Source organism: Sorangium sp. So ce295 (assembly GCF_051527405.1).
In the GTDB taxonomy this organism is placed as follows: Bacteria; Myxococcota_A; Polyangia; order Polyangiales; family Polyangiaceae; genus Sorangium; species Sorangium cellulosum_B.
Map to the genome: position 1 here is coordinate 13489716 of NZ_CP150324.1, position 22813 is coordinate 13512528.

General features: G+C 72.2%; 19 protein-coding genes. 13 read left to right on the forward strand and 6 right to left on the reverse strand.

The features are described from left to right. Positions 1-56: 56 nt before the first annotated feature. Complete coding sequence (locus WMF11_RS51000; RefSeq protein ID WP_012241841.1) at positions 57-917, reverse strand: tetratricopeptide repeat protein; 861 nt, start codon at positions 915-917, stop codon at positions 57-59. 184 nt (positions 918-1101) lie between these two features. On the opposite strand from WMF11_RS51000, the gene efp reads away from it, so the two are divergent. Continuing rightward, on the forward strand, positions 1102-1662 hold the full coding sequence (gene efp / locus WMF11_RS51005) for an elongation factor P (RefSeq protein ID WP_437975926.1): 561 nt from the start codon (positions 1102-1104) through the stop codon (positions 1660-1662). Positions 1663-1700: 38 nt separating this feature from the next. Here the strand turns inward: efp and WMF11_RS51010 are convergent, their stop codons facing one another. Beyond that, complete coding sequence (locus WMF11_RS51010) at positions 1701-3665, reverse strand: hypothetical protein (protein WP_437975927.1); 1965 nt, start codon at positions 3663-3665, stop codon at positions 1701-1703. 151 nt (positions 3666-3816) lie between these two features. Between WMF11_RS51010 and WMF11_RS51015 the strand changes: the two genes are divergently transcribed. The 3 genes from WMF11_RS51015 to chrA all read left to right on the forward strand — a co-directional run bounded on the left by WMF11_RS51015 (position 3817) and on the right by chrA (position 7694). Next, positions 3817-4011 carry a DUF5522 domain-containing protein gene (locus WMF11_RS51015; RefSeq protein WP_437548232.1) on the forward strand — a complete coding sequence of 65 codons (195 nt, stop codon included), beginning with the start codon at positions 3817-3819 and terminating at the stop codon, positions 4009-4011. Positions 4012-4262: 251 nt separating this feature from the next. Beyond that, positions 4263-6425 (forward strand): VWA domain-containing protein, encoded by a 2163-nt coding sequence (locus WMF11_RS51020; protein WP_437975928.1) that lies wholly within the window; start codon positions 4263-4265, stop codon positions 6423-6425. A 66-nt stretch (positions 6426-6491) separates the two neighbouring features. Further along, positions 6492-7694 (forward strand): chromate efflux transporter, encoded by a 1203-nt coding sequence (gene chrA / locus WMF11_RS51025; RefSeq protein ID WP_437906280.1) that lies wholly within the window; start codon positions 6492-6494, stop codon positions 7692-7694. A gap of 76 nt (positions 7695-7770) precedes the next feature. Here chrA and WMF11_RS51030 read toward each other — a convergent pair whose 3' ends face one another. Next, positions 7771-8961: a glycosyltransferase gene (locus WMF11_RS51030; RefSeq protein ID WP_437975929.1), complete on the reverse strand. Its 1191-nt coding sequence runs from the start codon at positions 8959-8961 to the stop codon at positions 7771-7773. A gap of 204 nt (positions 8962-9165) precedes the next feature. Next, complete coding sequence (locus WMF11_RS51035; protein WP_437548239.1) at positions 9166-10308, reverse strand: acyl-CoA dehydrogenase family protein; 1143 nt, start codon at positions 10306-10308, stop codon at positions 9166-9168. A 116-nt stretch (positions 10309-10424) separates the two neighbouring features. Here WMF11_RS51035 and WMF11_RS51040 point away from each other — a divergent pair, with 116 nt between their 5' ends. Beyond that, positions 10425-10604 carry a hypothetical protein gene (locus tag WMF11_RS51040; protein WP_437906282.1) on the forward strand — a complete coding sequence of 60 codons (180 nt, stop codon included), beginning with the start codon at positions 10425-10427 and terminating at the stop codon, positions 10602-10604. Here the strand turns inward: WMF11_RS51040 and WMF11_RS51045 are convergent. Beyond that, positions 10572-13988 (reverse strand): hypothetical protein, encoded by a 3417-nt coding sequence (locus WMF11_RS51045; protein WP_437975930.1) that lies wholly within the window; start codon positions 13986-13988, stop codon positions 10572-10574. The two genes, WMF11_RS51040 and WMF11_RS51045, sit on opposite strands and share 33 nt — an antisense overlap. Before the next feature lie 231 nt (positions 13989-14219). Between WMF11_RS51045 and WMF11_RS51050 the strand changes: the two genes are divergently transcribed. The 6 genes from WMF11_RS51050 (at position 14220) to WMF11_RS51075 (ending at position 18798) form a co-directional block, all read left to right on the forward strand. Beyond that, the gene (locus WMF11_RS51050) at positions 14220-14822 is read left to right on the forward strand and encodes an alanyl-tRNA editing protein (protein ID WP_437975931.1); all 603 of its coding nucleotides are present in this window, start codon (positions 14220-14222) and stop codon (positions 14820-14822) included. 330 nt (positions 14823-15152) lie between these two features. Continuing rightward, positions 15153-15530 carry a hypothetical protein gene (locus WMF11_RS51055; RefSeq protein WP_437975932.1) on the forward strand — a complete coding sequence of 126 codons (378 nt, stop codon included), beginning with the start codon at positions 15153-15155 and terminating at the stop codon, positions 15528-15530. 39 nt (positions 15531-15569) lie between these two features. Next, positions 15570-15971 (forward strand): hypothetical protein, encoded by a 402-nt coding sequence (locus WMF11_RS51060; protein ID WP_437975933.1) that lies wholly within the window; start codon positions 15570-15572, stop codon positions 15969-15971. A gap of 131 nt (positions 15972-16102) precedes the next feature. Then, complete coding sequence (locus WMF11_RS51065) at positions 16103-16396, forward strand: hypothetical protein (RefSeq protein ID WP_437975934.1); 294 nt, start codon at positions 16103-16105, stop codon at positions 16394-16396. Between the two features lie 309 nt (positions 16397-16705). Beyond that, positions 16706-17479: a phosphoenolpyruvate--protein phosphotransferase gene (locus WMF11_RS51070; RefSeq protein WP_437975935.1), complete on the forward strand. Its 774-nt coding sequence runs from the start codon at positions 16706-16708 to the stop codon at positions 17477-17479. Positions 17480-17745: 266 nt separating this feature from the next. Beyond that, positions 17746-18798 (forward strand): hypothetical protein, encoded by a 1053-nt coding sequence (locus WMF11_RS51075; protein ID WP_437975936.1) that lies wholly within the window; start codon positions 17746-17748, stop codon positions 18796-18798. A 163-nt stretch (positions 18799-18961) separates the two neighbouring features. Here the strand turns inward: WMF11_RS51075 and WMF11_RS51080 are convergent, their stop codons facing one another. Continuing rightward, positions 18962-20050, reverse strand: coding sequence for a hypothetical protein (locus WMF11_RS51080; RefSeq protein ID WP_437975937.1), 1089 nt, complete (start codon positions 20048-20050; stop codon positions 18962-18964). Between the two features lie 544 nt (positions 20051-20594). On the opposite strand from WMF11_RS51080, the gene WMF11_RS51085 reads away from it, so the two are divergent. Continuing rightward, entirely contained in the window at positions 20595-21182 is a 588-nt protein-coding gene (locus WMF11_RS51085) for a sigma-70 family RNA polymerase sigma factor (protein ID WP_437975938.1), read from the forward strand. 163 nt (positions 21183-21345) lie between these two features. Then, on the forward strand, positions 21346-22719 hold the full coding sequence (locus WMF11_RS51090) for an RNA polymerase sigma factor (RefSeq protein WP_437975939.1): 1374 nt from the start codon (positions 21346-21348) through the stop codon (positions 22717-22719). Positions 22720-22813: the final 94 nt, after the last annotated feature.

Consider the following 22813-nt stretch of genomic DNA (forward strand, 5'->3'; position numbering starts at 1 on the left):
CCGCCGCGGCGCCGGCGCTGTGGGGGGAGGGCGCCGGCCGGCCGCGGCGGCGCTCGTCAGTGCCGGAGCGAGACGTCGGCCAGCGCGAGGCGCGCGTCGTTGATGTACGCGCTGTCCGGGAAGCGGCGGATGAACGATCGCAGCGTCGTCTTCGCGTCGTTCCAGGCCTGGATGTCGAGGAGGCACTCGGCGAGGAGGAAGGTCGCGTCATCCATGACCTCCCGATCGGGCGACGCCTCGGAGAGCGTCATGAGCAGCGGAATCGCGTCGCGCTGCCGGTTCAGCCTGCGGTAGGCGCGCGCCAGGTTGAGGCGGGCCGACGGGGTGTGCGACGCCGTCTCCTTCTGCCGGATGGCGTCCTCGAAGGCGACAGCGGCCTCGTGCCAGCGGCCCGTCCGCATGTGATCGAGGCCCGTCTGGTACGATTTGATCGAGAGCTCCGAGCGCGACTTGTCGACCGAGTCCGAGAAGAACGCGAGCTCGGCCCGGGTGAGCGGCGCCTTGCGCAGCGCCTCGAAGCCCTCGATCACCTCCTGTCGCCGCTCGGCACGGATGAGCTCGTAGAACGCCGCGGCGTCGCTCTCGGCCTTGGCGCGCGCGTCGCTCCGCTGCTGCATCTCCTTGAGATCGGCCTCGTGCTTCGCGATGCGGTCGCGCGCGCCCTTGGTCTCGGCCTGGACGGCGTCCACGCGTGCGTCCCAGGCGAGCTTGACCACGCCGATCACCACGATCACGAAGAGCAGGTTCGCGCTCGCGCTGTTCCAGAAGGCGCGCCGCTCGTACGCCATCTGGCGCTTGGAGATGCTCTTCAGATCCGCGGCGAGGGCGTTCGTGAGGTTGTTCGTCTTGATGATGAGCCCACGGGATTCCACGATCTCACGCTTGATCTCCCTGAGCTCGTCGTCGAAGTCGTGCATTTTCAGGTCCTGAAACCGTGGCCTGTGCAGGAGGCCGTGCTCGTGCTAAGGGGGCCGCGAACGCGGACCCCCGACCCGTGGAAGGGGCCGCGAACGCGGACCCCCGAGCCGCGCCAGGGTGCCGCGGACGCGGATCCCCGGCCTCGCCGACAGGCCGCCCTTACGCTACCAGGAAGCTCTCCCCATGGACACAAGCGACATCCGAAAAGGCCTCAAGTTTATGGTCGACGGCCAGCCCTACTCGGTCATCGACTTCCAGTTCGTCAAGCCGGGAAAGGGGCAGGCGTTCACCCGCGTCAAGATCCGGAACATGGCGACGGGCGCGGTGCTCGAGCGCACGTACAAATCGGGCGAGAAGCTGGAGCCGGCGGACGTGGAGGAGCGCAGCCTCCAGTACATCTATCCGGAGGGCACCGACTTCGTGTTCATGGACGCGGCGACCGGCGAGCAGCTCACGGTCCCCGGCGACAAGATCGGCGATGACGCCAAGTGGCTGAGCGACGGGATGTCGATCGACGTGACCCTGTTCAACGGGCTGCCGATCGGCGTCAGCATGCCCCCGCACGTCGTGCTCCAGATCGTGAGCAGCGAGCCGGGCGTCAAGGGCGACACGGCGAGCGGCGCCACCAAGCCCGCCACGGTGTCGACCGGCGCGACCGTCAACGTCCCGCTCTTCGTGAAGGAGGGCGAGTGGATCAAGATCGACACGGCCGACGGCAAGTACCTGGAGCGCGTCAACAAGTGATCCCCGGCTGACCTCCGGGGTCCGAGGGCCGACGGAGGTCACTTCGCCTCGAAGATCACGGCGGCCGCGCCGGCGACGCACGCGACGCGGGCGCCTCCGTTGGCCGGCGCGCACGCCGTCGCCTGCGCGAGGTCGCCGCCCGTCCAGAGGCGCGCGGCGCCGCCCGCGGTCGCGACGAGGAGCCCGCCGGCGGCGGGGATCGCCAGCGTGGCGCCGTCCGGCGACCGCGCCGCGCCCTGAGGCGCGGGCGTGGTGAGCGGGAACGACAGCGCGGACGAGGCCGGCGCGGCCGCGCGCAGGTCGATCGAGATCAGCGCGGCGCCGAGGGCGATGTCGAAGCCGCGCTCGGACGCGGCGAGCGGGACGAAGGGCAGGCGCTCCGTCCCGGCGCAGCGCTCGGGCGCGGCCGCGCCGGGCCGGGCGCGAGGCCCCTGGCCGCGGAGCAGCGGGAGCGGGACCTCCATCTCGCCGACGGCATCGGGCGAGCTGCGGAAGAGCGCGAGCAAGGTGGGCGCGTCGCAGCGGCGCTCGACGGCGACGAGCTCCGCGGGCCCGGCGTGGACGGCGGCGGGCCAGGGAGGGATGTCCGTCGCGGACTCGGTCGACGTGGCTGGCGACGTGGCCGGGTCGACGCGGACGACGCCCTGCGCGGTCCTGACGAGCAGGGCCCCGCTCGCCTCGAACGCGAGCGGGCCGAAGGCGCCGGTCCTGGTCGGCTGCGGGGCCGCGGCGGTGCGGTACACGGCGGCGGCGGTCGCCGGCGGCGCGAGCTTCGCGAGGAGCTTGCCGTCCTCCTTGGTGCGCGCCTCGGCGCCGCCGCGGTCGAGCGCCGCGATGGCCGCGAGCGGCGCGCCCCGCGTGGACGCCGCGACCGCCTCCGCGTGGTCGATGGCGGCCGCGAGCCCCGGCTCGCCGCAGCGCACCGGACCAGGGCCCGTCCAGACGAGGGCCTCGCCGGCGCGCGCGGCGTCGCGGCCGGCGGTCGCTCCGGCGCCGCGTTCGGCGTCGGCGCAGAGGGCGGCGTGGAACCGGCGCAGCCGCTGGGCGGAGGCGGCCACGGCCGGCGCCGTCGACTTGCCGCGCGCGTCCCGGAGCAGGGAGGCGGCCAGGGCGCGCAGCGCCTCGCCGGGCTGGGCCGCGTCGCGCGAGAGGCCGGCGGGGCGATCCAGGAAGACGAGCGGGGCGCGGACCTCGGACGCGGCGCCCGCCGGGGCAGGGAACGGGCGCAGGGCGCCCGAGAGGCCGACCGAGACGATGAGGTCGTCGCGGCCGTCCGCGTCGCGATCGGCGACCTCCAGGGAGGCGGAGAGCGCTTCCTCCGCGGGCGGCGCGCGGAGGCGGAGCTCCAGGGCGAGCTCCGGGGGCGCGCCCGCGCCCGCGGCGGGCCCGGGGAGGCGGATCACGGCGATCCAGCGCGTCGGGCCCGTACCCGCGGCGCCGCGGTGAGCGCCGCCGCACTGCGGGGCGAAATCGAAGGCGAGCGCGGAGGGGCCGATCTGGCTGAGGCCGACGCGCGGGGTGCACCCCTGCGCGTCGAGATCGCCGGGGAGCGCGGCGAGCGTGCGCAGCGCCTGCGGCCGCGCGGCGGGCGCGAGCAGGAGCTCGCCGCGCAGGCCGTCGGGCGACCGCGCCCACGCGACGAGATCGCGCGCGCCGTCCCCGTCGACGTCGAGGAGGAGCCCGGTCTCGAACGTGCGCCCGGTCGGCGCCGCGGCCACGGGGCCGCCCTCGAGGGGCCATTGCTTGCCGCCTTCCGGCGCCGGGACGCTCGGCACGACCGTGAACCGAGGCGCGGCGGCGTCCGGGGCGCCGGCGTCGGCCTCGGGGCCGGCGGTCGCCGCGCCAGGGACGACGCCGCTCAGCGGGGGCGGGGCGCCGGAGGGCGCCGCCGAGCCGAGCGTGTAAGGCGTGTAGGGCCTGGAGCTCGGGCAGCCATCGCAGCCGGCGGCGGCGAGGAGCGGGAGCAGGGCGCGGAGGAGCTTCGAGCAGGATCGATCGGGCATCGCGGGCGGACCCGGCGGCGCACCGGTGTGCGGCGGGCGGCGCAGGCGTAGCACGGGCGGCGGGCGGGCGTCGTGGAGCCGGCGCGCCGTCCAGCCGCCCGCGCGCCGGATGGCGCCGGTGCGCCTTTCGGAGTAGCTTGATCGAGGGTAGATGAGCGGGCCGAAGCCTCCCAGGGCCGTCGAAGGCGAAGACTATTACCTCGAGGGAGGCCGGGTGGTTTTCACAGAGGCGTATCACCTGAAACGGGGATACTGCTGTAACTCCAAGTGCCGCCACTGCCCTTACCGGGAGAGGGCGCCGGCAGAGTCGATGACCGTCGCGCTGCCTCGGCTGAAGCTCCCCTGACGCCGGTGACGCCGGTGCAGCGGTCGAGCCTCCGCGGCGGATCGCGGCGAGCGGCGCCATGCAACGAGCCGCCGTGACGGGTTCGCAGGAGCCGCTGCGCACGCGCGCGCCGGCGCTCCGCGGCGGCCGCGGGAGGCAATCCGTCTGCGGTTGATGACGGGCGGAGAGCCCCGGCGCACCACGGAATGTCGGTTGATCCGGATTGCGTGGAGCGTCTAGGATTTCGCGCTCACATTCGCGCGGGAGCTCCTATGCGTCGCGGCCTTCACCCTCTGCTCTGCTGCCTGTTGCTCTCCGCGCCGATCGGCTGCGACGCCACGTCCGCGAACAGGCCGCCCGACGAGACGCCGGGGAAGGTGCCGAGCGCGGACGCGGATGGCGATGGGATCAGCGATGCGGAGGAGGGGCGCGGCGATGCGGTCGACACGGATCGCGACGGTCAGCCGGATTTCGAGGACACCGACTCCGACGGCGACGGGCTGTCCGACAAGCTCGAGGGCGCTCCCTTCCCAGGGGAAGCGAAGCCGCGTGACAGCGACGGCGACGGGGTGCCGGATTACCGCGACGAGGACTCCGACGACAACGGGCTACCCGACGAGGACGACGGCGACGGCGACCGCGACCGCGATGGAACCGCCGATTACGTGGATCCCGACGATGACGGCGACGGCCTCCTGGATGTGGTCGAGCTCGGGTCGGACCCGCTCGATCCGGTGAACACCGACGGCGACAAGTGGCCTGATTTCCGTGACAGGGACTCCGACGACGACGAACTCCTGGATCGGTACGAGAGAGAGTTCGACGCCGACGGCGACGGGATCCCGGCGTTTCGAGATCTCGACTCGGATGGTGACTGCCGGCCCGATTCGATCGAGCGCGGCGACGGTGACCCCGAGCAGCCGCCCATCGACAGCGACAGGGACGGCGGGGGCGATTTCCTCGACCTGGACAGCGACAACGACAGCCTGCTCGACGAGCTCGAGGACCTCAATTGCGACGGCGTGCTCGACCCGGGCGAGTCCAGCATCGCGAGCGAGGACACGGACGAGGACGGCGTGAACGATCTCATCGAGCAGGCCGCCGGCACGGACCCGAACGACGACCTGGACAACCCGCGGGCCAGCGGGGATTTCGTGTTCATCATGCCCTATCAGGGCCGCCCGGATCCCGCGCAGGACACGCTGGATTTCTCGACCACCATCTCGCAGGCCGACGTGGTGTTCGCGATGGATACCACCGCGACCATGGGCGGCCAGATCAATCATCTGAAGGGCGCGCTCCAGGAGATGATCGATCAGCTCGCCAAGGAGATCCCGAACATCGGCATCGGGGTGACTCAGTACAAGGACTTCCCGATCGACGCCTACGGGGGCCCCAAAGACCAGCCGTTCTACCTGGAGCACCGGGTGATGAGCGTCCTCACGCCGGCAGGGCGCGAGTCGGTGCAGGACGCGGTGAACTACCTCAAGGCCGAGGCCGGCGGCGATCTCCCGGAGAGCGGCTGGGAGGCTCTTTATCAGATCGCCACCGGGGCGGGCACGAACGAGGGCGGCGCCAACGTGCCCATGTTCAATCCGCTGAGCGCTCCGCCGGGCAGGACCCCGGCGGGCGAGACGGTCGGGACCATCGGTGGCGTCGGCTTCCGCTTCGGCTCGCTGCCCATCGTGGTGATGATCACCGACACGCCGAGCCACAACGGGACGTTCGCACAGCACAACTACGCCACGTCCAGGGTGGAGTCGCCGACCTCTTCGGAGGCGCTGCAGGCGGTGACGGGCGTGGGAGGCCGGCTCATCGGCATGGTCGCCTCCAGCTCGGTCGAGGCGCAAGCCGACCTGACGGCCGGCGCGGTGGCGACGGGCTCGGTGGTCCCGCCGGCGGCGTGGGGACCGGAGGGCATGCGCCCGCCGCGGTGCGCGGTGGGACAGTGCTGCGTCGGCGAGAACGGGAGCGGCGTGACGATCGAGAGCGGCAAATGCCCGCTCGTGTTCCGGGTCGCCAGCAGCGGCGACGGGCTGAACCTGGCCGTCGTGCAGGCGATCAAGGTGCTCACGACCTATGTCACGCTCGACATCTCGGCGGCGGTGGCGGACGAGACCGACGCGGTCGACGCCGCGAGCGCGTTCATCGACAGGATCATCGCGAACAACAGCGCTCCTGAGCCCTGCGCCACCGGCTTCAGGGTCATCGACAAGAACGTCGATGGCGTCGCGGATACCTATACCAACGTGTTCCCCGGGCCCACGATCTGCTTCGACGTGATCCCGAAGACCAACGTCTCGGTGCCTCCGACGACGGAGCCGCAGGTGTTCACGACGAACATCGTCGTCACCGGCGACAGCGTGACCACGCTCAGCACCCGCAAGGTCTTCTTCCTCGTCCCGCCGGAGATCCCGGAGCCCCCCATCGACTGATGGGCCTCCGGCGCTCGCGGCTCCCTGGAGGCCCGGCAAGGCCTGTTCCACGCGGCACCACATATCATGAGCAAAGACTCTGGCATCGAGGGCGCGCCGACGTCCGGGGAGGCCCGCGGCGCGGCGCTCTGGGAGCTCGCGCGGCTCTTCTTCCGGCTGGGCGCCACGGCCTTCGGCGGCCCCGCGGCCCACGTCGCCATGATGGAGGACGAGGTGGTCCGCCGGCGCGGCTGGATGACGCGCGAGGACTTCCTCGATCTCTACGGTGCCACGAACCTCATCCCGGGACCCAGCTCGACCGAGCTCGCCATCCACATCGGGCATCGCCGGGCCGGCTGGGCGGGCCTGCTCGTGGCCGGAGGGTGCTTCATCGTGCCGGCGGCGCTCATCACGCTCGGGTTCGCGTGGGCCTATGTCCGGTTCGGCGCGGTGCCGGAGATGTCGGCGCTCCTCTACGGGGTGAAGCCGGTGATCATCGCGGTCGTGGCCCAGGCGCTCTGGGGTCTCGGCCGCGCCGGGCTGCGCTCGCGGCGCTCGCTCGGCCTCGCGGCGCTCTGCGCGGGCGCGAGCCTCTTCGGGATCCACGAGCTCGCGGTCCTGGCCGGCGCGGGCGCGCTCGCCGTGTCGCACCGGCTCGCGGCAGGGCGCCCCGCGGGTCCGCCTCCCGGCGCGGCGGCCGTCGCCGTCCCGCTCGCCGTCCCGCTCGCCAGCGGCGCCGCCGCGACGGCCGCGGCGGTGAGCGTGCCGTTCGGGCTCCTGCCGCTGTTCCTGTTCTTCGCCAAGGTGGGCTCGGTCCTCTTCGGGAGCGGGTATGTGCTCCTCGCGTTCCTCCGCGCGGATCTCGTCGAGCGATACCGGTGGATGACGGAGGCCCAGCTGCTCGACGCGGTGGCGGTCGGCCAGGTGACGCCCGGCCCCGTCTTCACGGCGGCCACCTTCATCGGTTATCTCCTGGGCCGCGTCCCGGGCGCGCTGGTCGCCACGGCGGGCATCTTCCTTCCTGCGTTCTTCTTCGTCGCGCTGAGCGGACCGCTGATCCCCCGCGTCCGCCGTTCCCCCGTGGCCTCGGCCTTCCTCGACGGCGTGAACGCGGCGTCGCTCGCCCTGATGGCGGTCGTCTCGTTCCGCCTCGCCCGCGCGGCGGTGGTCGATTGGCTCACGGGCGCTCTGGCCATCGCGGCAGCGCTCCTGCTCATCCGGTACCGCGTGAGCTCGCTCTGGCTCATCCTGGCCGGCGCCGTCATCGGCGTCGCGTCGGTTCACGTCTGAGCCGGCGCTCCTCGCTGTTCCGGCCCCTCCTCGCCGCGCCCGCGCCCGGGGAGCAGCCCGGGATCCCTCGCCCCCGCTACCTGGCGGGCGATCGCAGGGAAGACGGCTCGTCCGCGGCCACCAGCGCCGTCCCGGGCCCGATGTGGAACGCGTTGCCCCGCCAGGCGACCCGGCGGCTCGAATACGCGTTCAGCCAGCAGAAGAACCAGCACAGCGTCCGGAGCGGCTCGACCGCCACCAGCGCCAGGTTGGAGCGCGCCGGGCGCAGCATCTTCAGGGCCAAAAAGGTCCCAAGGCTCTGGAGCGTCCAGGCGAACAGCCACATCTCCAGCACGAGGCCCGTCGGGTTGAGCAGCAACGTGAGCCACGCGATGAGCAGCGGCGAGTTGAACGGCTCCGCCGCGAAGCAGCGCGGGGCGAGCGTGCGCCGCATCTTCGCCCAGCGGGTGTGTCGATCCAGCATGCGCGTGAGCGAGCAGCTCGTGTTGCGGTTCTCGATCGGATCCAGGCAGAGATCGACGACGAACCCGCACGCGCTGAAGCGCTGTCCGAGCATGTCGTCCTCCGCCAGCACGTGGGCCACGCTCTCGAACCCTCCCACCCGTGCGAGGTCGACCCGCCGCATCGCCATCGATTTGCCCACGCTGATCGATCGCCCCGCGAGCTCGGCGGCGGCGACGACCCCGGGCGCGATGAACGCCCCGAGCTGCGCGTTCTCGACCACCGCGCCGAGCGTCCGCTCCCCCGTGCCCACGACGACGCTCGAGACGAGCCCCACGCCAGGCCGCATCAGGATCGACAGCAGCGAGCGGAGGTAGTCTGGGCGGACACACACGTTCGCGTCCGAGATGACGAGGACGCTGCCCTCGGCCCTGCGCTCGAGCTCGAGGAGCTGCGCCACCTTCGGGTTCAACGCCTCGCTCGGATCCGTCAGGCAGAGCCGCGCCTTCACCTCGGGGTGCGCCGCGATGAAGGCCTGGATCACCGGCACCGCCCGGTCTTCTCGCGAGGCGACGCCGAAGACGATCTCGTAACAGGGGTAATCGAGCCGGGCGAAGGACTCGAGGTTGTCGGCGAGCCCGTCGTCGACGCCCGCGACGGGCTTGAGGATGCTGACGAACGGGGTCGCCCCGCAGGGGCGCGACGCTTGGACCGGCGCCACGAGCCGGTGCCGCGCGATCCTCCAGAGGAAGGAGGTTTGAATCGTCGCGTAGATGATGGATGACAGCGCCGTCGGCGCGACCGTCGCCAGATCTCCCCAATCCATGGATGGCCATGCTGATCGAATCGCGTGGCGTCTCGATGGCCGGACCGCAAACCCAGCGCTGACTTTTCGCAACCGAGGCGTGACAGCCCCTCATCGCCCGCGACACACCGTGATGGCCGGCACGAACTCGGGGTGTTGCGCAGGATCCGTCGCCGGCACACGCGCGCCGAGGCCACGCGAGCCTATCGGCGCGGCCGGGCAGCGTCAGCTGATGCGGCCGATCAGCTCGCGCGTGATGTTCTTCTGGTGCGACTCGAGCGTGCCGCCGCCGATCTCGAGCAGCTTGGCGTCACGGAAGAACCGCTCCACCTTGTACTCGGTGCAGTAGCCCCAGCCGCCGAGCACCTGCATGGCGTTGTCGGCCACCTCCTTGCCCACCGGCGCGGCGAAGAGCTTCGCGGCGTCGGTCCCGAGCCGGTTTCTCCGCTCGGGGCTGACGTTGCGCGCCACCGCGTAGATGAGGGCGCGGGCGGCCTCGGTCTTGGCGTAGCTCTCCGCGATGTAGCGCTGGATCTGCCCGTGCTCGGCGATGGGCTTGCCGAAGCTCTTCCGCTCTCCGGCGTACTGGATCATGATCTCCAGACAGCGGTCCGCGATTCCCAGGCTCATGGCCGCGAGCGTGAGGCGCTCCAGCTCCAGGTTCCTCATCATGTTGCGGATGCCGCCCCCCTCCTGGCCCAGGACGTTCCAGGCGGGCACGACGCAGTCGTCGAAGAGGAGCTCGCTCATCGTGCTCCCCCGCATTCCCATCTTCGGGGTCTTCTCGTCGGTCGAGAACCCGGGGAACCCCCGCTCCACGACGAAGGTCGTGACCCGGCCCTCGATGGTCGCATAGACCAGGAAAATCTGGGCCTCCGGGGCGTTCGTGATGAGCGCTTTGCGCCCTTTCAGGATGTACCGGTCCCCGTCGCGCCGGGCGAACGTCTTCATCCCGAGGACGTCAGTCCCGCTCGTCGGCTCGGTCATGCCCATCGCGCCGATCCACTCGCCGGAGAGCACCTTCGGCAGGTACCGCGCGCGCTGCTCGTCATTGCCGGCGTGGAAGAGGTTGTTCACGAACAACATCGCGTGGGCGAGGTACGCGAGCGTGAACCCGGGGTCGCTCTTCGCGAGCTCGTGGTGGACGATCACCGCGGCGACCGCGTCCATGCCCGCGCCCCCGTACTCCGAGGGCACGGTCACGCCGAGCAAGCCGAGCTCGCCGAGCCGCCGCATCAGGGGAACGTTCAGGGTGGCGCTCCGGTCGTGCTCGTCGGCCTGCGGCTCGACGACCTCACGGGCGAAATCCCGCACCATCTGCCGCAGCATCCGGTGCTCTTCCGTCGGGTTTTCCAGATCGCTTGCCATTGCGGGGGATGACGCGCTCATCGCGGCCCAACGTAGCACGCGGGGCCGCGCGTCAGCGATGGAGTGGCACGCCGTTCGCCTCGCCCCTGGACGGACCCTCATCGAAAGGGGCACGAATGAGAAGCTGGACCGATGTGGTGCTCTGGAGCGTGGTGCTGGTCTCGCTGCTGACCTGGCTGCTCGCCGTGGTCGGTGTGCTGACCGTGCACCCGTGGACCCCCGCGCTCCTCGTGATCTCCGCCGCCTTCGCCCTGACCGGGATGCTACGGCAGGTGCCCGGGCGGCCGCGGCTCTGAGCCGGCGGGAGCGGCCGGGGCGCCCGGCGGTGCCTCCGTCGCGGTCGCCGGGGGCGAGGGCCCGTCCTGGCAGCACCGGACGCCGGTCGAGTAATCGAGGTAGCTCCTCGGGTGGGCCGTGATGAGGGCCTCGCAGCCTGCGCGGGTCGAGCGCGCGTAGAAGCCGCCGGCGAACGCTCCGCCCGGCTCGTTCACCCACTCATCGAGGTTGCCCACGAGATCGTAGACCGCGTCGCTGCCCCAGCGGCTCCTGCACCGCGGGCTCCCGCCCGTCTCCCGGAGCAGCGGCTCCCGGGCGCTGCGCACGCGGTTCAGCCGGGGATCCAGGTGGCCAATCGACGCATTGCCGTGGAGCAGCGCGGCGGGGTGCGCCGGCCGGTAGACATTGCACGCGCCCTCCTCGAACGTGTCGCCGTACGGGTACAGCGTGTCGTCCTCGCCGCGGCACGCCGTGACGAACTCCTCGACCGAGCAGAGCCGCTTGCCGGCCGCGGCGCAGGCGCTCTCGGCGACGAGGCCGGTCACGTAGCCGCTCGGCCGCACGCCGGACCGCGAGCGGGCAAGGGCGGCGATCGCGCGGCCGCGCTGCCAGGAGGCGAGCAGCGGCAGGGGGAAGGCGCGCGCGTGGACGTCGCCGATCCGCCGCAGGCCGGTCGACCAGTCGGCGAGGGTGAGCTCGAGCAGGTTCGGGGTCGACGGGTAGTCGGGCGAGAGCGCCTGTCCGGTGGCGCCGTCGACGAGCATCGCCTCGAAGCGATCGACGCAGAAGCGGCCGCCGTCGATGGCCACCATGTCCGCCGGACACGCGGGCGCGCCCGGCAGCGCGGCGGCGGGCGCCTCCGCGGGCTCTCGTGCGGCCGAGCGCGCCGCGCCGGCGCTCGCGGGCGGCGCGGGGCGAGCGACGCGCGCGACGCCGGCTTCGGCCTGCGCGTCGAGGCCGCTCACGGCGCTCCCGAACCACCGCAGGCTGCCGTCGGAGGCCCAGACCGCATCACCCACCACGCAGGCGCCGGGCGCCGCGAGCTCCGGGACGGTCACGAAGGCGCCGGGCGACGGGGCCGGGACCGCGCGCCGCGCGGGCTGCCCGTCGACGCAGAGCGCGCCGGTGTCGTCGGCCGGCCAGGGCTGCGACGCGAGCTCGGCGCCTTCGTCGTCGAGCCACACCACGTGGCGCCGGGCCGCGTCGCTGAGCAGCGCGCCGCCCTCGGGCAGGGCGACGAGCCGCACCGCGAGGTCGCCCTCGGCGATCGGCAGCGAGGTCGCGCGCGCCGCGCCGGGCCGGCCGAGCGCGTCGATCGAGAGCGCCACGACCATGCGCGGATCCGCGGCGCTCACGCCGGCGACGATGGCTCCGCCGCCGCGGCGCTCGCATGCATCGAACCCCGCGCGCACCGGCGACGCGATGGCGAGGGCGGGCGGCGCGCGGCCTCCGGCGTCGGGATCGGGCGCGCCGGGCGCGACGGGCGCGACGGGCGCGAGCCCGCCCTGAGCGCCGAGCCCGGTGAGCGCGCCCGAGGCGTCGATCCCGGTGATCTGGAGCCTGTCGCCGCGCACCTCGAGGAAGAGCCCGCGCTCGTGCCCGCCGACGAGCGCCGTGCTGTCCTCGTGCGCGCGCCCCCGCAGCGCGGGCACCACGAGCGGTCCGGGCAGGAGCCGCGCCACGTCCGTCCTCGCGAGCCACCAGGACGACCCGATGCGCGCGGCGCGCCGCCTGTCGGTGGGGCGCTCCGGCTCGCCGATCGGCGTCGCCGGCGCGCCGTCGACGGCGCCTGCCGGCGCTGCGCCGAGGCTCTCCGGCGCCGCCGCCGCGGTGACCAGGGCGCGCGCGTCGAGCCGGTGGAGCTGCCCCGCGGCGAAGGCGAGCCCCTCGCCGTCCGTCGCGAGCGCGCCCCACGCGATGCGCGCGCGCCGCGCCGGGAACGGGTCCGGCTCGCGGCGCGGCTGCCCGTCGGCGCGCGAGGCCGAGAAGAGCCCGCCGGAGATCGTCTGGAAGTACGCGCGATCTCCCGCCCACGCGGCGAGCCCCGGATCGTACCCCGGCTGCCCCGGGGCGCGCCGGGCGCCGCTCGCGGCGATGCGCTCGAGGGCGCCGATCTCGGCCGGCGTGACCGGGGTCGCGTCCGCGAGGCGCGCCGGATCCACGGAGCAGACCGCCCTGGGCGCGGCGCCGGCAACAAGCCGCTGGAGCGAGGGCGCGACGCGCGTCGCCTGGCAGGCCCCGTTGCGGCCGGTGACGTCGACGACCACGGCGCCTGCGCTCGCCGTCACGAGGCGCGGATCCTGGTGGCCACGCAGCGCGCCGTACTCGAGGTCGCCCTCGACCACGACGGCGCGCCGGCCCGGATCGAGCTTGCCGTCCTCGCCGAGCGAGGCGAAGGCGATCTGCGCGCTCCCGAGCCACGACGTGCTCGTCTTCTTCGAGCTCGCCGCGTAAAATAAGAGATCGATCGCGCCTGGTCGCCCGCCTGCGTCGATCAGCCCCATGCCGTCGAGCGGCGGCCGGAAGCGCAGCCCGGTGGGGGACGACGTGGCCGCGATCCCTTCGGACGGCGAGACCCAGCGGAGCCGCACCTCGACCTCGGGCAGCGGGTCCGGCCGCTTCGGCCGGGTCGCGGGGCGCGCGGTCTTCGTGGGCCGACCGTCGCGCCCGCGGTGCTCGCCGCGCTTTTTCCGCGTGGCCTTGCCGCTCGCGCCGGAGGTCTTTGCCGGCTGCTTCGGCTTCGCCACCGTCGCCTTGCGGCCGGGGGCCTTGCGCGCGGGCTTCGTGGCCGCGGAGCGCTCGCGCGCGGCGCGCTGGGCCGGCGCCGTGGCGCTGCCGCGCGGCGCGGTCTCGGCGAGCTCGAGCAGCGCGACGCGCTCGCCCACGGCGGCCAGGGCGTGCGCGCGGATCGGGGCACACGTCCGCGATGCGGCCGAGGCCTCGCCCGGGAGGATGGCCGTCACGCAGAGCTCGCCGCCCTGCGAGGTGAGCAGGGTGGTGGTCCCGTCCGGGGAGGCGTGGGCGCCGGCGAGGTCCTCGTCGAGGAGCAGGTGCGGCGGTCCGAGCTCTCCGGTGGCAGCGTCGAGCCGCCTGACCCAGCCGGCGCGATCCGACGACAGCTTGGAGAGGAGCAGCACCGAGCGGCGGTCGAGCGACGGCTCGATCGTGAACGGGAGCGGCTGCACCGTCGCGGTGCCGAGCGGCGTGCGGCCGGGGGAAGCCACGCTCGCCAGGGCGGTCGCGGCGGGGCCCATGGAGGGCGCGCTCTCCGGGGCGAGGGCCGGGGCCGGGCTGGTGCCGGGCGCGTGCGCCGCGGTGCCGGTCTGTGCGGGCGCGTCTCGCAGGGAGCCGCCGGAGCACGCGCCCGCGCCGCAGGCGAGCGGTACGAGCAGGGCAGGGATCACGGATCGAGGGGAGAGGGGGGATCGGGGACGACGCATCCTTCGCTCGCGCTCGGGTCTCCTTGCCCGCGTGGCTGCCCGGGCGGCGGCCGAGCCTAGCGCGGGCGCCGTCCGCACGCTCGCGGTTGGTTCGGAAATGGCAGAGAGGACGCCAAGGGGGGCGAGGTGCAGGGGAGATGGAGTAGTATAAAGAGGGTCTATCTAGAGCGGGCCGATGCGACAGGGAGCGTTGTCGTGACCGAGCTCATCGCAGGTGAGAGCCCCGTCGTCCGAGTGGCCGAGACCTGGTTCCACCCGCAGGGAGGAGGTCAGAAATCCGATCGAGGCACCATGGGTCCGGCGCGCGTGCTGCACGTGGCTCACAATGGCGGCATGGTGGACCACTTCGTGGACTCGCTCGCGGGCCTGTCCGTCGGAGGAACCTACGGCTTTGCAGTCGACTCCGCCTGGCGAAGGCTGAATTCGGTCTACCATTCGTCCGGGCACCTGATCGCCGGGTTGGTGGAGAGTCTTCAGCATGGATTGACCGCTGTGGCCGGTCATCAGTGGCCAGGAGAAGCGCGCGTCGAGTTCGAAGGGCCGGCGGAGGCTTGCAGCTTTGATGGGCTTGCCACAGCGCTCTCGAGGCGCCTGGGAGAGCTCCTCTCGAAACCCATCGAGGTCAAGGTGATGGGTGATCCGTACAGCTCGCGAGCGATCCAGATCGGGGACTTCCCTCCGATACCTTGCGGTGGAACCCACGTGCGAGCTCTGTCCGAGATTTCCGTTATTCGAGTCCTGAGCATCAAGAGGAAAGGGAAGCGCGTTCGCGTCGCCTATGACGCGCTACCTCCCTGATTCCTGAACATGAGCCTCTCGACGGACCGAAGCTTGCACGATTCATGAGATTGTGTGCAGCGCTCCTCCGTCGTTGGTCCTCCACGACAGATGCAACCTAAGCTCCCGTTCCTTCCGGGTGCAACCCAGGCTCCCAGTCTGAACCGTTCCCCACGCCACCGGTCCGTGCACGGCGTAGGTTGACGCCGAGCGATCGCTGCAGGTACCGTCGTCGCGTGCGGTGGGGGGGCGACTGTTATCGGTGCGCCGGATGCTCGGCCTCGCGTCTTGCGCTCTGGATGCGGCCAAGGAGGCGGGCAGCCCTTCTGCGCCCGGCCCCCTGGCGCCGGGGTGATCGAGGCACCGTATGCAGGGGCGATCGAGGGGGGGCCCGACAGCGCGACACGGGAGGAGGACGAGCAACTCGATCGATGGTTCGCTCGTGAATCGGTGGTCGTCATCAACGGCGAGGTCATCGACCACGAGGAGATCGCGGCGCGTCGCCGCGCCGCCCGCCGCGAAGCAGCCCGAAACGACCTCCCCGGACGGCTGTCCAGCGCCATCAGCGAGCAGATCAGAGGGGTGAAGGTCCTGGCCTTCAAGATGAGGGGCTGGATCGAGGGGGTGCGCTGCGACGACAAACGGTTCATGTCGCCGCCACCGGCGCCGGCACCGGCGGGCCGCTGCCTGGACGGAGCTGAGGACTGCGACGACGCTGCTCGGAGGTGACCGGCGTTCTCTCGCTGTTCGCGGGACGTTGGCTGGGTGATGGGTATGAGCGTTGAATGGACGAAAGACATTCTTCTCATCTGGGAGATCGTGCGCAGAATACGGTCTGGCGGCTTGTCGGCCGAAGAGCGGCGCGCTCTGGCTGAGAAATTTGGCGTGAGCGAAGAGGTGGTGCTGCGTTATGAGCGCGCGAGGGCCATCTACAATGTGCAGATAGCCGACAAGCGGTGGCGTCAGGCCAAGTTGGAAACGATTCTCCGGATGACGGAAGGCGGAAAGACGTTCGAGGACGAGAAATTTCCAGACGAGTTGGAGGTGACGTTGGACAGGTTGAGGGATGCGGAGCCCGAGAACGAGATCACCCGCGAGCTCCGTGACGCTAGCGATGCGATCAGGGCAGAGCTCGGCCTGCCCCCCGTACCGCCCGAAGACTGCTCATGAGTCCGCCCCCGCGGACGTGCCCGAGCGTTCGGCCTCGACCGGCTCATCCACGTAAAGTGATCCCATCCAGTCTGGCGGTGAATCCGCAGACAAGACGCGTATGCGGCATCGGAGGTGCGTGATGCAAGGATTTGCGCTGGATCGGCGTCATCGACGTGAACGCCGCCGTGCTCGGGATCCACCACCGCGAGCTCACGCTGGAACTCGGTCCGAGCCTCGACGTGTTCGCCGTGCCGCTCTGCGCCGACACGTGGTGCCAGCGTGAGCACGGCCTGGCGCCGGCCGTGCATCTGGGCGCGATGCTGTTCCCGGCACCGGAAAGCCGGCTTGGCGGCAGAGGCACCGTACATACGGCGTATATCCCAGGCATCGCCTGGTCCGGGATCTCCATCAGCATAGCCGTCGAGGGCGTCTATCGCTTTTGATGGGAATCTCAGCGCGCGTCGCGTGTCGCGCGCGCCGCGTGCGTCCACAGGACGCTGGCTCACGTCGCGCAGGAGGGGCCGTAACGCCAGCGGGGCGGACCTCGAGCGACGACCGGATCGCGGGGCGTGGGGGGACGCCCGCCGTGGTGCGGCGGGGCGTGGAGGGACGCCGGCCGGTATGCTGCGGCGCGTGGGGGGACGCCGGCCGGTATGCTGCGGCGCGTGGGGGGACGCCGGCCGGTATGCTGCGGTGCGTCGAAACCATGCTGCCGCATTGCCGGGTCATCGCCAGCCCGATAGCCAGGTCTGATGGGAAAAGCCGCATTTCTCGCCCGCCGGCTCACGCCGAGCGGGTGCATTGTTGCAGGTACGAAGCTCGCCGCTCACCGGGAGGCCCTGAAATCGAAGAAGATCAAGCTCGCTGCCAAGGTCGACGCAGCGGTCCAGTCGGTCATCGCGTCCACCGAGGCCCTCGAGGCGCTCGGGAGCATCGACGCCACGATGGTGGAGATCGATCGCGGCACCGACCGGTGCATCGGAGCGTTCAGCAGCCAGCTCGCCAGCATCGAGCGCGCGTTCGATCACGACGACATCCTGCCGCTGACGGATGACGAGGCGGCGCGCCGTCGCGATGCGCTCCTGGTGCGCTCGGAGGTGCTGTCGTCGGGCACCGACTTCATCCGCCTCGTCTACTCCCAGCAGTGGGTGCGCATGAGCGCGATGATCAAGGCGATCGAGGGCAAGGACGTGAAGGCGGCGGTCGAGCGTCTCGGACTCTCGGCCGAGGTAGGCCGCCTCCAGCGCTGGACGGAGCTGTACGGCAAGAAACTCGGCGTCACCGAGGCGAAGGCCGCGGATCCGGCCGTCAAGGCGGTCGAGGCGTGGCACGAGGCCTATGGCACGCTCCTGGTCCAGGCCCATGCCGAGTACGACGACGACAAGGACGAGACACACGCGCTCCTCCGCGACCGGCTGCTCTCGCCGTACGAGGACACTGCAGAGGAAGAGCGGCGCGCCGACCAGCGGGCCCGCGCCGCCAGCGCCAGGAAGAAGGCCGAGCCTGAGCCTGAGCCGATCGGATAGCGCTGCTCCTCGTATGCCCGCCGGTGCGCGACCGGCCATCCCACCCATCGCGCGAGGACGGCGCCGTTCGCCGGTCACCTCGCAACGCCGCTTCACTCCCAATTCCAGGTGACATTTCTCTCAGGTTCGGGGGAAATGTCGCCGGCAAACCTCGTGCATTCCTTTTCTGCGCCGGCGCACGATTTCGCAACGAGCCGGGACACCTTTCCGGAACTCGTACGGATGACGACGGACGACGACGGATGACGAACGAGGGAGCTCCGCTCATGTCCAGCCCGCTCCTCGCCCGCGGCCGGATCCGGAGGATGAAACGCGCCGCGCTGGCGCTCGCCGCGGCGCTCGTCCTGGCGGCGCCCTCGGCGTTCGCGCAGGTCGCGCCGCGCGGCGCGCGGCTGTCCTACACGCGGGGGCCTGGCACGGAGGGGTGCCCCGAGGAGCCGACCCTCCGGCTGATCGTCGCGAGCCAGGTCGGCGGGGTCGACCCGTTCGTGAGCGACGGCGCGTGGCACATCGAGGTGGTCATCCGGCGCAAGCGGACGGCGTTCCAGGGAGAGATCGCGCTCCGTGACCGCGATGGCCGGGATCTCGGCCGCCAGGAGCACTCGAGCCCGATCTGCGGCGTGCTCGTGGAGGACATCGGCCTCGCGCTCAGCGCCGTCATGCGCCCGATGCTGCCACCGAGGCCTGAACCGGAGAGCCCTCCCGCGTCGCCGCCGCCCCCGCCGGTGCCGAGGGGCGCCGCTCCGCCCGCCTCGCCGGGCGCGCCGTCCAAGGCGCCGGCCTCGAAGCCGCCCGACCCAGCCCGACCCGTTCCGCGCCCGAGGCCGCCGCAGGATGGCCCGCGCCTCCAGCTGGGCGCCGGGGTGCTGCTCGGCGCCGGCGTGGCGCCGTCGGTGGCGGTCGGGTTCTCGGGGTTCGCCGGCGCCCGCTGGGAGAGGTTCTCGCTCTCGCTGGAGGCCCGCGGGGATCTTCCGATCGATGCCGAGCCCTACCGCGGGCGGATCGTTGAGGTGTCGGAGCTGAGCGGCTCGCTGGTTCCCTGCGGCCACATGGATTGGTTCTTCGGCTGTGCCCTCGCTACGGCAGGCGGGGTGTGGCAGGTCAGGGAGAGCACCGGCAGGGAGCTCGTGCTGCCCTACGCAGCGCTTGGGCTTCGAGCGGGGCTGGAGGTGCCGCTTTCGGCCCGGCTGGCCGCGCAGCTCACCGGCGACATCTTGATCAACACGGTTCGACCGGTCCATCGATCGCCCCATGGAGCAGGGTGGAAGACGGCGCCTATCTCGCAGGCAGTGGCGCTCCGCCTGATAGCTCTTTTCTGAACCTGCGTGCGGTTTCGCGAAGCATCGGACGCGCCCGAGGTTGCTATTCCCATGAGGCGGTTGCGAGCGCGTGCAGCGCGTGGGGGGTCGCGGGGGCGTCCCCTGGGGCCCGCCACCTCCTGGAGAGGCCGCTGTTGCGCCCGATGCGGGACGAAGCGCCTACTCAGGCCGGTACAGAGCTGGTGCGTTGACAGCAGAACGTCGCCGCCGCGGTTGGCGCGATGTTGCCGACCGGCTCGCCGCCGAACGGTTCGCATTGTCCGGGATGAAGGTTCACGACGCTCACCAACTTGCTTCCGAGCGCCGTGCCTGGCGTGATGGTACCGCAGAACGGTGCGTCGCCAGTGCCCACCACACCCGCCACGACGAGCTGCGAGCACCCTTCGTCGCTGAACGCGGAGGCCAGGACGCTGCACGTCGCCCCGGTTGGCTCGGTGCAGCCGCAAGGCGCGCACCCGCGGGTGTCCTCGGCGCCGTCGTAGAAGACGTGCCGGTCCGGGTACGTGGCGGGGCACTCATGCTGGCCCTCGCGGTGGATGCACGTGAGGAATCCCTCCGGCGGCGCGGCGTCGCCGATCGGCGGCGCCGGCGTGCAGGTCATGCCCGGATCTGCGCACGGGGGGTACGCGTTTCCGGTACACGCCCGGGCGACGATCGCGAAGCTCCCAGCTGTGGCGGGCTCGTCGGGCCTCTCCGACGCCTCCGCGATCCTCGGCGCGCAACCAGCAGAAATGACGCGAGGCGCCTGGATCGCGAGCGACTGCACGCATGGGGCGCCATCGCAGGTCCGTCCGGCGTCGACGGCATTCACCGAGGTGCAGGTCCCATCCCACCCCTCCGGGGCAGCGAACGAGGTCGCGGGAGCCTCGGGGCCGCCGCACGGGAAGCTGGCGTAGGCCCTCCATTCCGTCGGCACCTCGCACGTTGCCTCCGGTGGGTCGCACGCGCAGGCGGGGCACGTGTGCGGAGCCGGAGCCGCGAAATCCGCGTAGCCCTCGTAGCCGACGATCGGCGCGGCCGCAGGGCAGCTCGGCACGCCGTCGGAGGAGCCGATCCAGAGCAGCGCGGGCTCGGACCACCCGAGCGGCTCCTTCGGCACGCACTGCCCTGCGCAGACATCTGCCGGAGGGATCAGGTCGCCGAAATCGGGCGCGATGGCGGCGTCCATGTCGTCCTCGGCCGCGCAGTCATCGCCGCCATCGTCGCCGCCGCCGCATCCGCCAGCGCCGCCGGCGTCGGGGGGCTCGTTCACCTCACAAGGCGTTCCCTTGGGTCCTTCATCCTCATCCCAGGGGCAGAAGTACGACGTTGGCGTCCCGCATCCGCCGGACGCGATACCGAGCCCGAGCGCGCTCGCACAACAAACCGCCACGATCTCACGCTGCCAACGTCGCGCCCGCGCCGCCATCGCCGCTCCTCATGATCTGCGGCGTCGCTGACGGCGCGCCGCCGTAAGTGCCGCCACGTTACCAGGGAACCCAAGGGCGCCGCCAGAGCAACCCCGGGCAGACCACCCCCGTTCGATCGCATTACGAAGAGCGAGGCATTCTTCTCATTTTTTCGCCAGGCGACAGCCGGCGTCGCCCTCCATGAGCGCCCGAGCTGTCCCCGTCGTTGTGCGCCCGTCCCCCGCGTGTCGCCGGAACGAGCTCTCTGGCGCCCCACGGTGACGCGGGCCAGTCGATTGTGCAGCGAGAAGCGGGGCAGTCCCGGAAACCGCTCCGATGAAGACCCCATCGCCGATCCCTCCCCGGCGGGAAGCCCGCCGTCTGTCCTCCGATGCGCCGGCACCCCGGATGCGCCGCCGCGCGCACAGCGCGCCGAACGAGGCGCTCCACCCGGCGGTCTCGCCCTCGATCGAGGCCCTCTGGGCCGAGCGGCCGTTCGTCGCCCTCCTGCTCCGCGCCCTCCACGTTCCCGTCCGCGATCGAGAGGATCTCGTCCAGACGGTGCTCCTGGGCGCCTGGGAAGCCATCCTAGCGCGCAGGTACCGCCCGGACCCACGGCGGCACCCGCGCGCGGCGCTGCGGGCGTGGCTGCACGGCGTCGTCTGGCGCCAGGTGTCGCATTACCGGCAGAGCGCCTGCATCCGCTGCGAGATCCTGCTCGACGCGCCCCTCGTGCCCGCCGGCCAGGCGCCTGTCGAGATCGAGGGAATGCTCCTCGCCCGCGCCGCGCTCCGCGAGGTCGCCGCGCTGCCCAGGGGCCATCGCGAGGTCCTCCTCGCGGCGGCCGGGCGCCGCAGCCTCGTCGCCTGGGCTCGAGCGCGCCGCATGAACCCCAATTCCGCCGCCAGCCGGCTGCGTCGCGCCAGGCGAGCGCTGGCCGAGAGGCTCGGCTCGCGCTCACCGAGGCTGCCGTTCGGTGAGGGCGCCCTTCGGTGACGTCGGCCCCGGGGTGATGCCTCCGTTCCGCACCCGCCCGGCCGGTCGCGCCCAGCCCGTGTACGATTTCGCAACGAGCCGGGCGGCGTCGCCGGACGACCTATCCATGAAAGAGCTCCAAGCACGCCCAGCACCCGACCCGGCGCCTGCGTCTGTACCCGCCATGGAGGCGGCGCCCGCGCCCGCCCCGGAGATGACGCCCGCGCCCGACCCGGAGCCCGCTGCGGCACCCGATCGGGATCCTGCGCCCGCCATCGGCCCGCCCCCGCGGCCCTCGTTCGAGGAGGTCTACCAGACCTTGCTCCCGTACGTCCTCGTGGTGCTCTGGCGGCTCGGCATTGCGTCCCGAGATCTTCCCGACGTCGCTCATGAGGTGTTTCTCGTCGTCCACCGGCGCCTCGAGGACCATGATCCTCGCCTGTCGCTCAAACCATGGATCGCAGGGATCAGCGCCAATGTCGCCCTTCGCCACCGGGCGCTCGCCCGGAACCAGCGGGAGCTGCTCGCGCTCGACGATGGCGAGCCCATCGAGCTCATGGACCCCGGGCTCGACGCCGAGCGCCGGGTCGCACAGGCCGAGACCCAGCGTATCGTCCGCGAGCTTATCCAGCGCATCGGGAGGGAACGACGAGCGGTGTTCGTGCTCTACGACCTCGAGGGAAGCGACATGCGCGACATCGCGCAGGCCCTCCAGATCTCGGTGAACACCGCATGGGATCGGCTGAGACGCGCTCGCAGCGAGTTCTCGGCCGCGGTCAAACGACTCTCCGCGCGGGACCCGGACGCGCTCGGCCTTCGCCGCCTGCGCCTCGCTTTGACGCCGTTCGCCCTGGCCGACAGGCCCCTGCGGCTCGACGCAGGCGGGGTCCGGCTCGGCCTCTCGCAGGACCTCGCCGGGCCGCTCTGGGCGCGGCTCCAGCGGTCGCTCGCTTCGACAGCGCCGCCGGTCGTCACGATCGCGCGATCCAGGCTCATCAAGGCGGGGGCGGCGCTGTTCCTCTGGGGCGCCGGGGCCGGCGCCGGCCTCGTCTATGCCATGCTTCCGCCGCTTGCTGCGGCGTCGGTGGCGTCCGTCCGCGCCGAGGCCGACGGCGCCGCGTCCGAGCGCGCCGCGTCCGAGCGCGCCGAGGCCGGGCACAGCGGGGGCGCCGCGGACGGGCGCGCCGTGGCCGTGACCGTCGGGAGCGCTGGATCCCCGGCGGCTGTCGAGATCGCGGCCGCGGGGCCGTCACGCGCCCCCTCCCGCAAGGCGGCTCCGCTCAGCGAGCACGACGCGACCGAGGAGAGCGCGTTGCTCAGCAGCGCCGGCCGTGCGCTCAGCGAAGGGAAGGCGACAGAGGCGCTCGACGTGCTGGCTTTGCACGAGCGGAATTACCCGCGCAGCCCGAGAGTCCAGCTGCGCGAGGCGCTGGTCATCCAGGCCCTCGTCCAGGCCGGGCGGCGCGCCGACGCCCGCGCGCGCGCCGAGCGGTTCCGCGTGGCGTTCCCTCACGCCGTGTTTCTCCCCGCCATCGAGGCGGCCGTGAGCAGCCCATGAGGGCCTCCGCGTGTCTTCTGCGTTTCGCCGCCGACCGGCGACACTGCCCGCGCTTCGACCCTCCGCGAGCGGGCGCACGGCTTCGTCGGGTCCG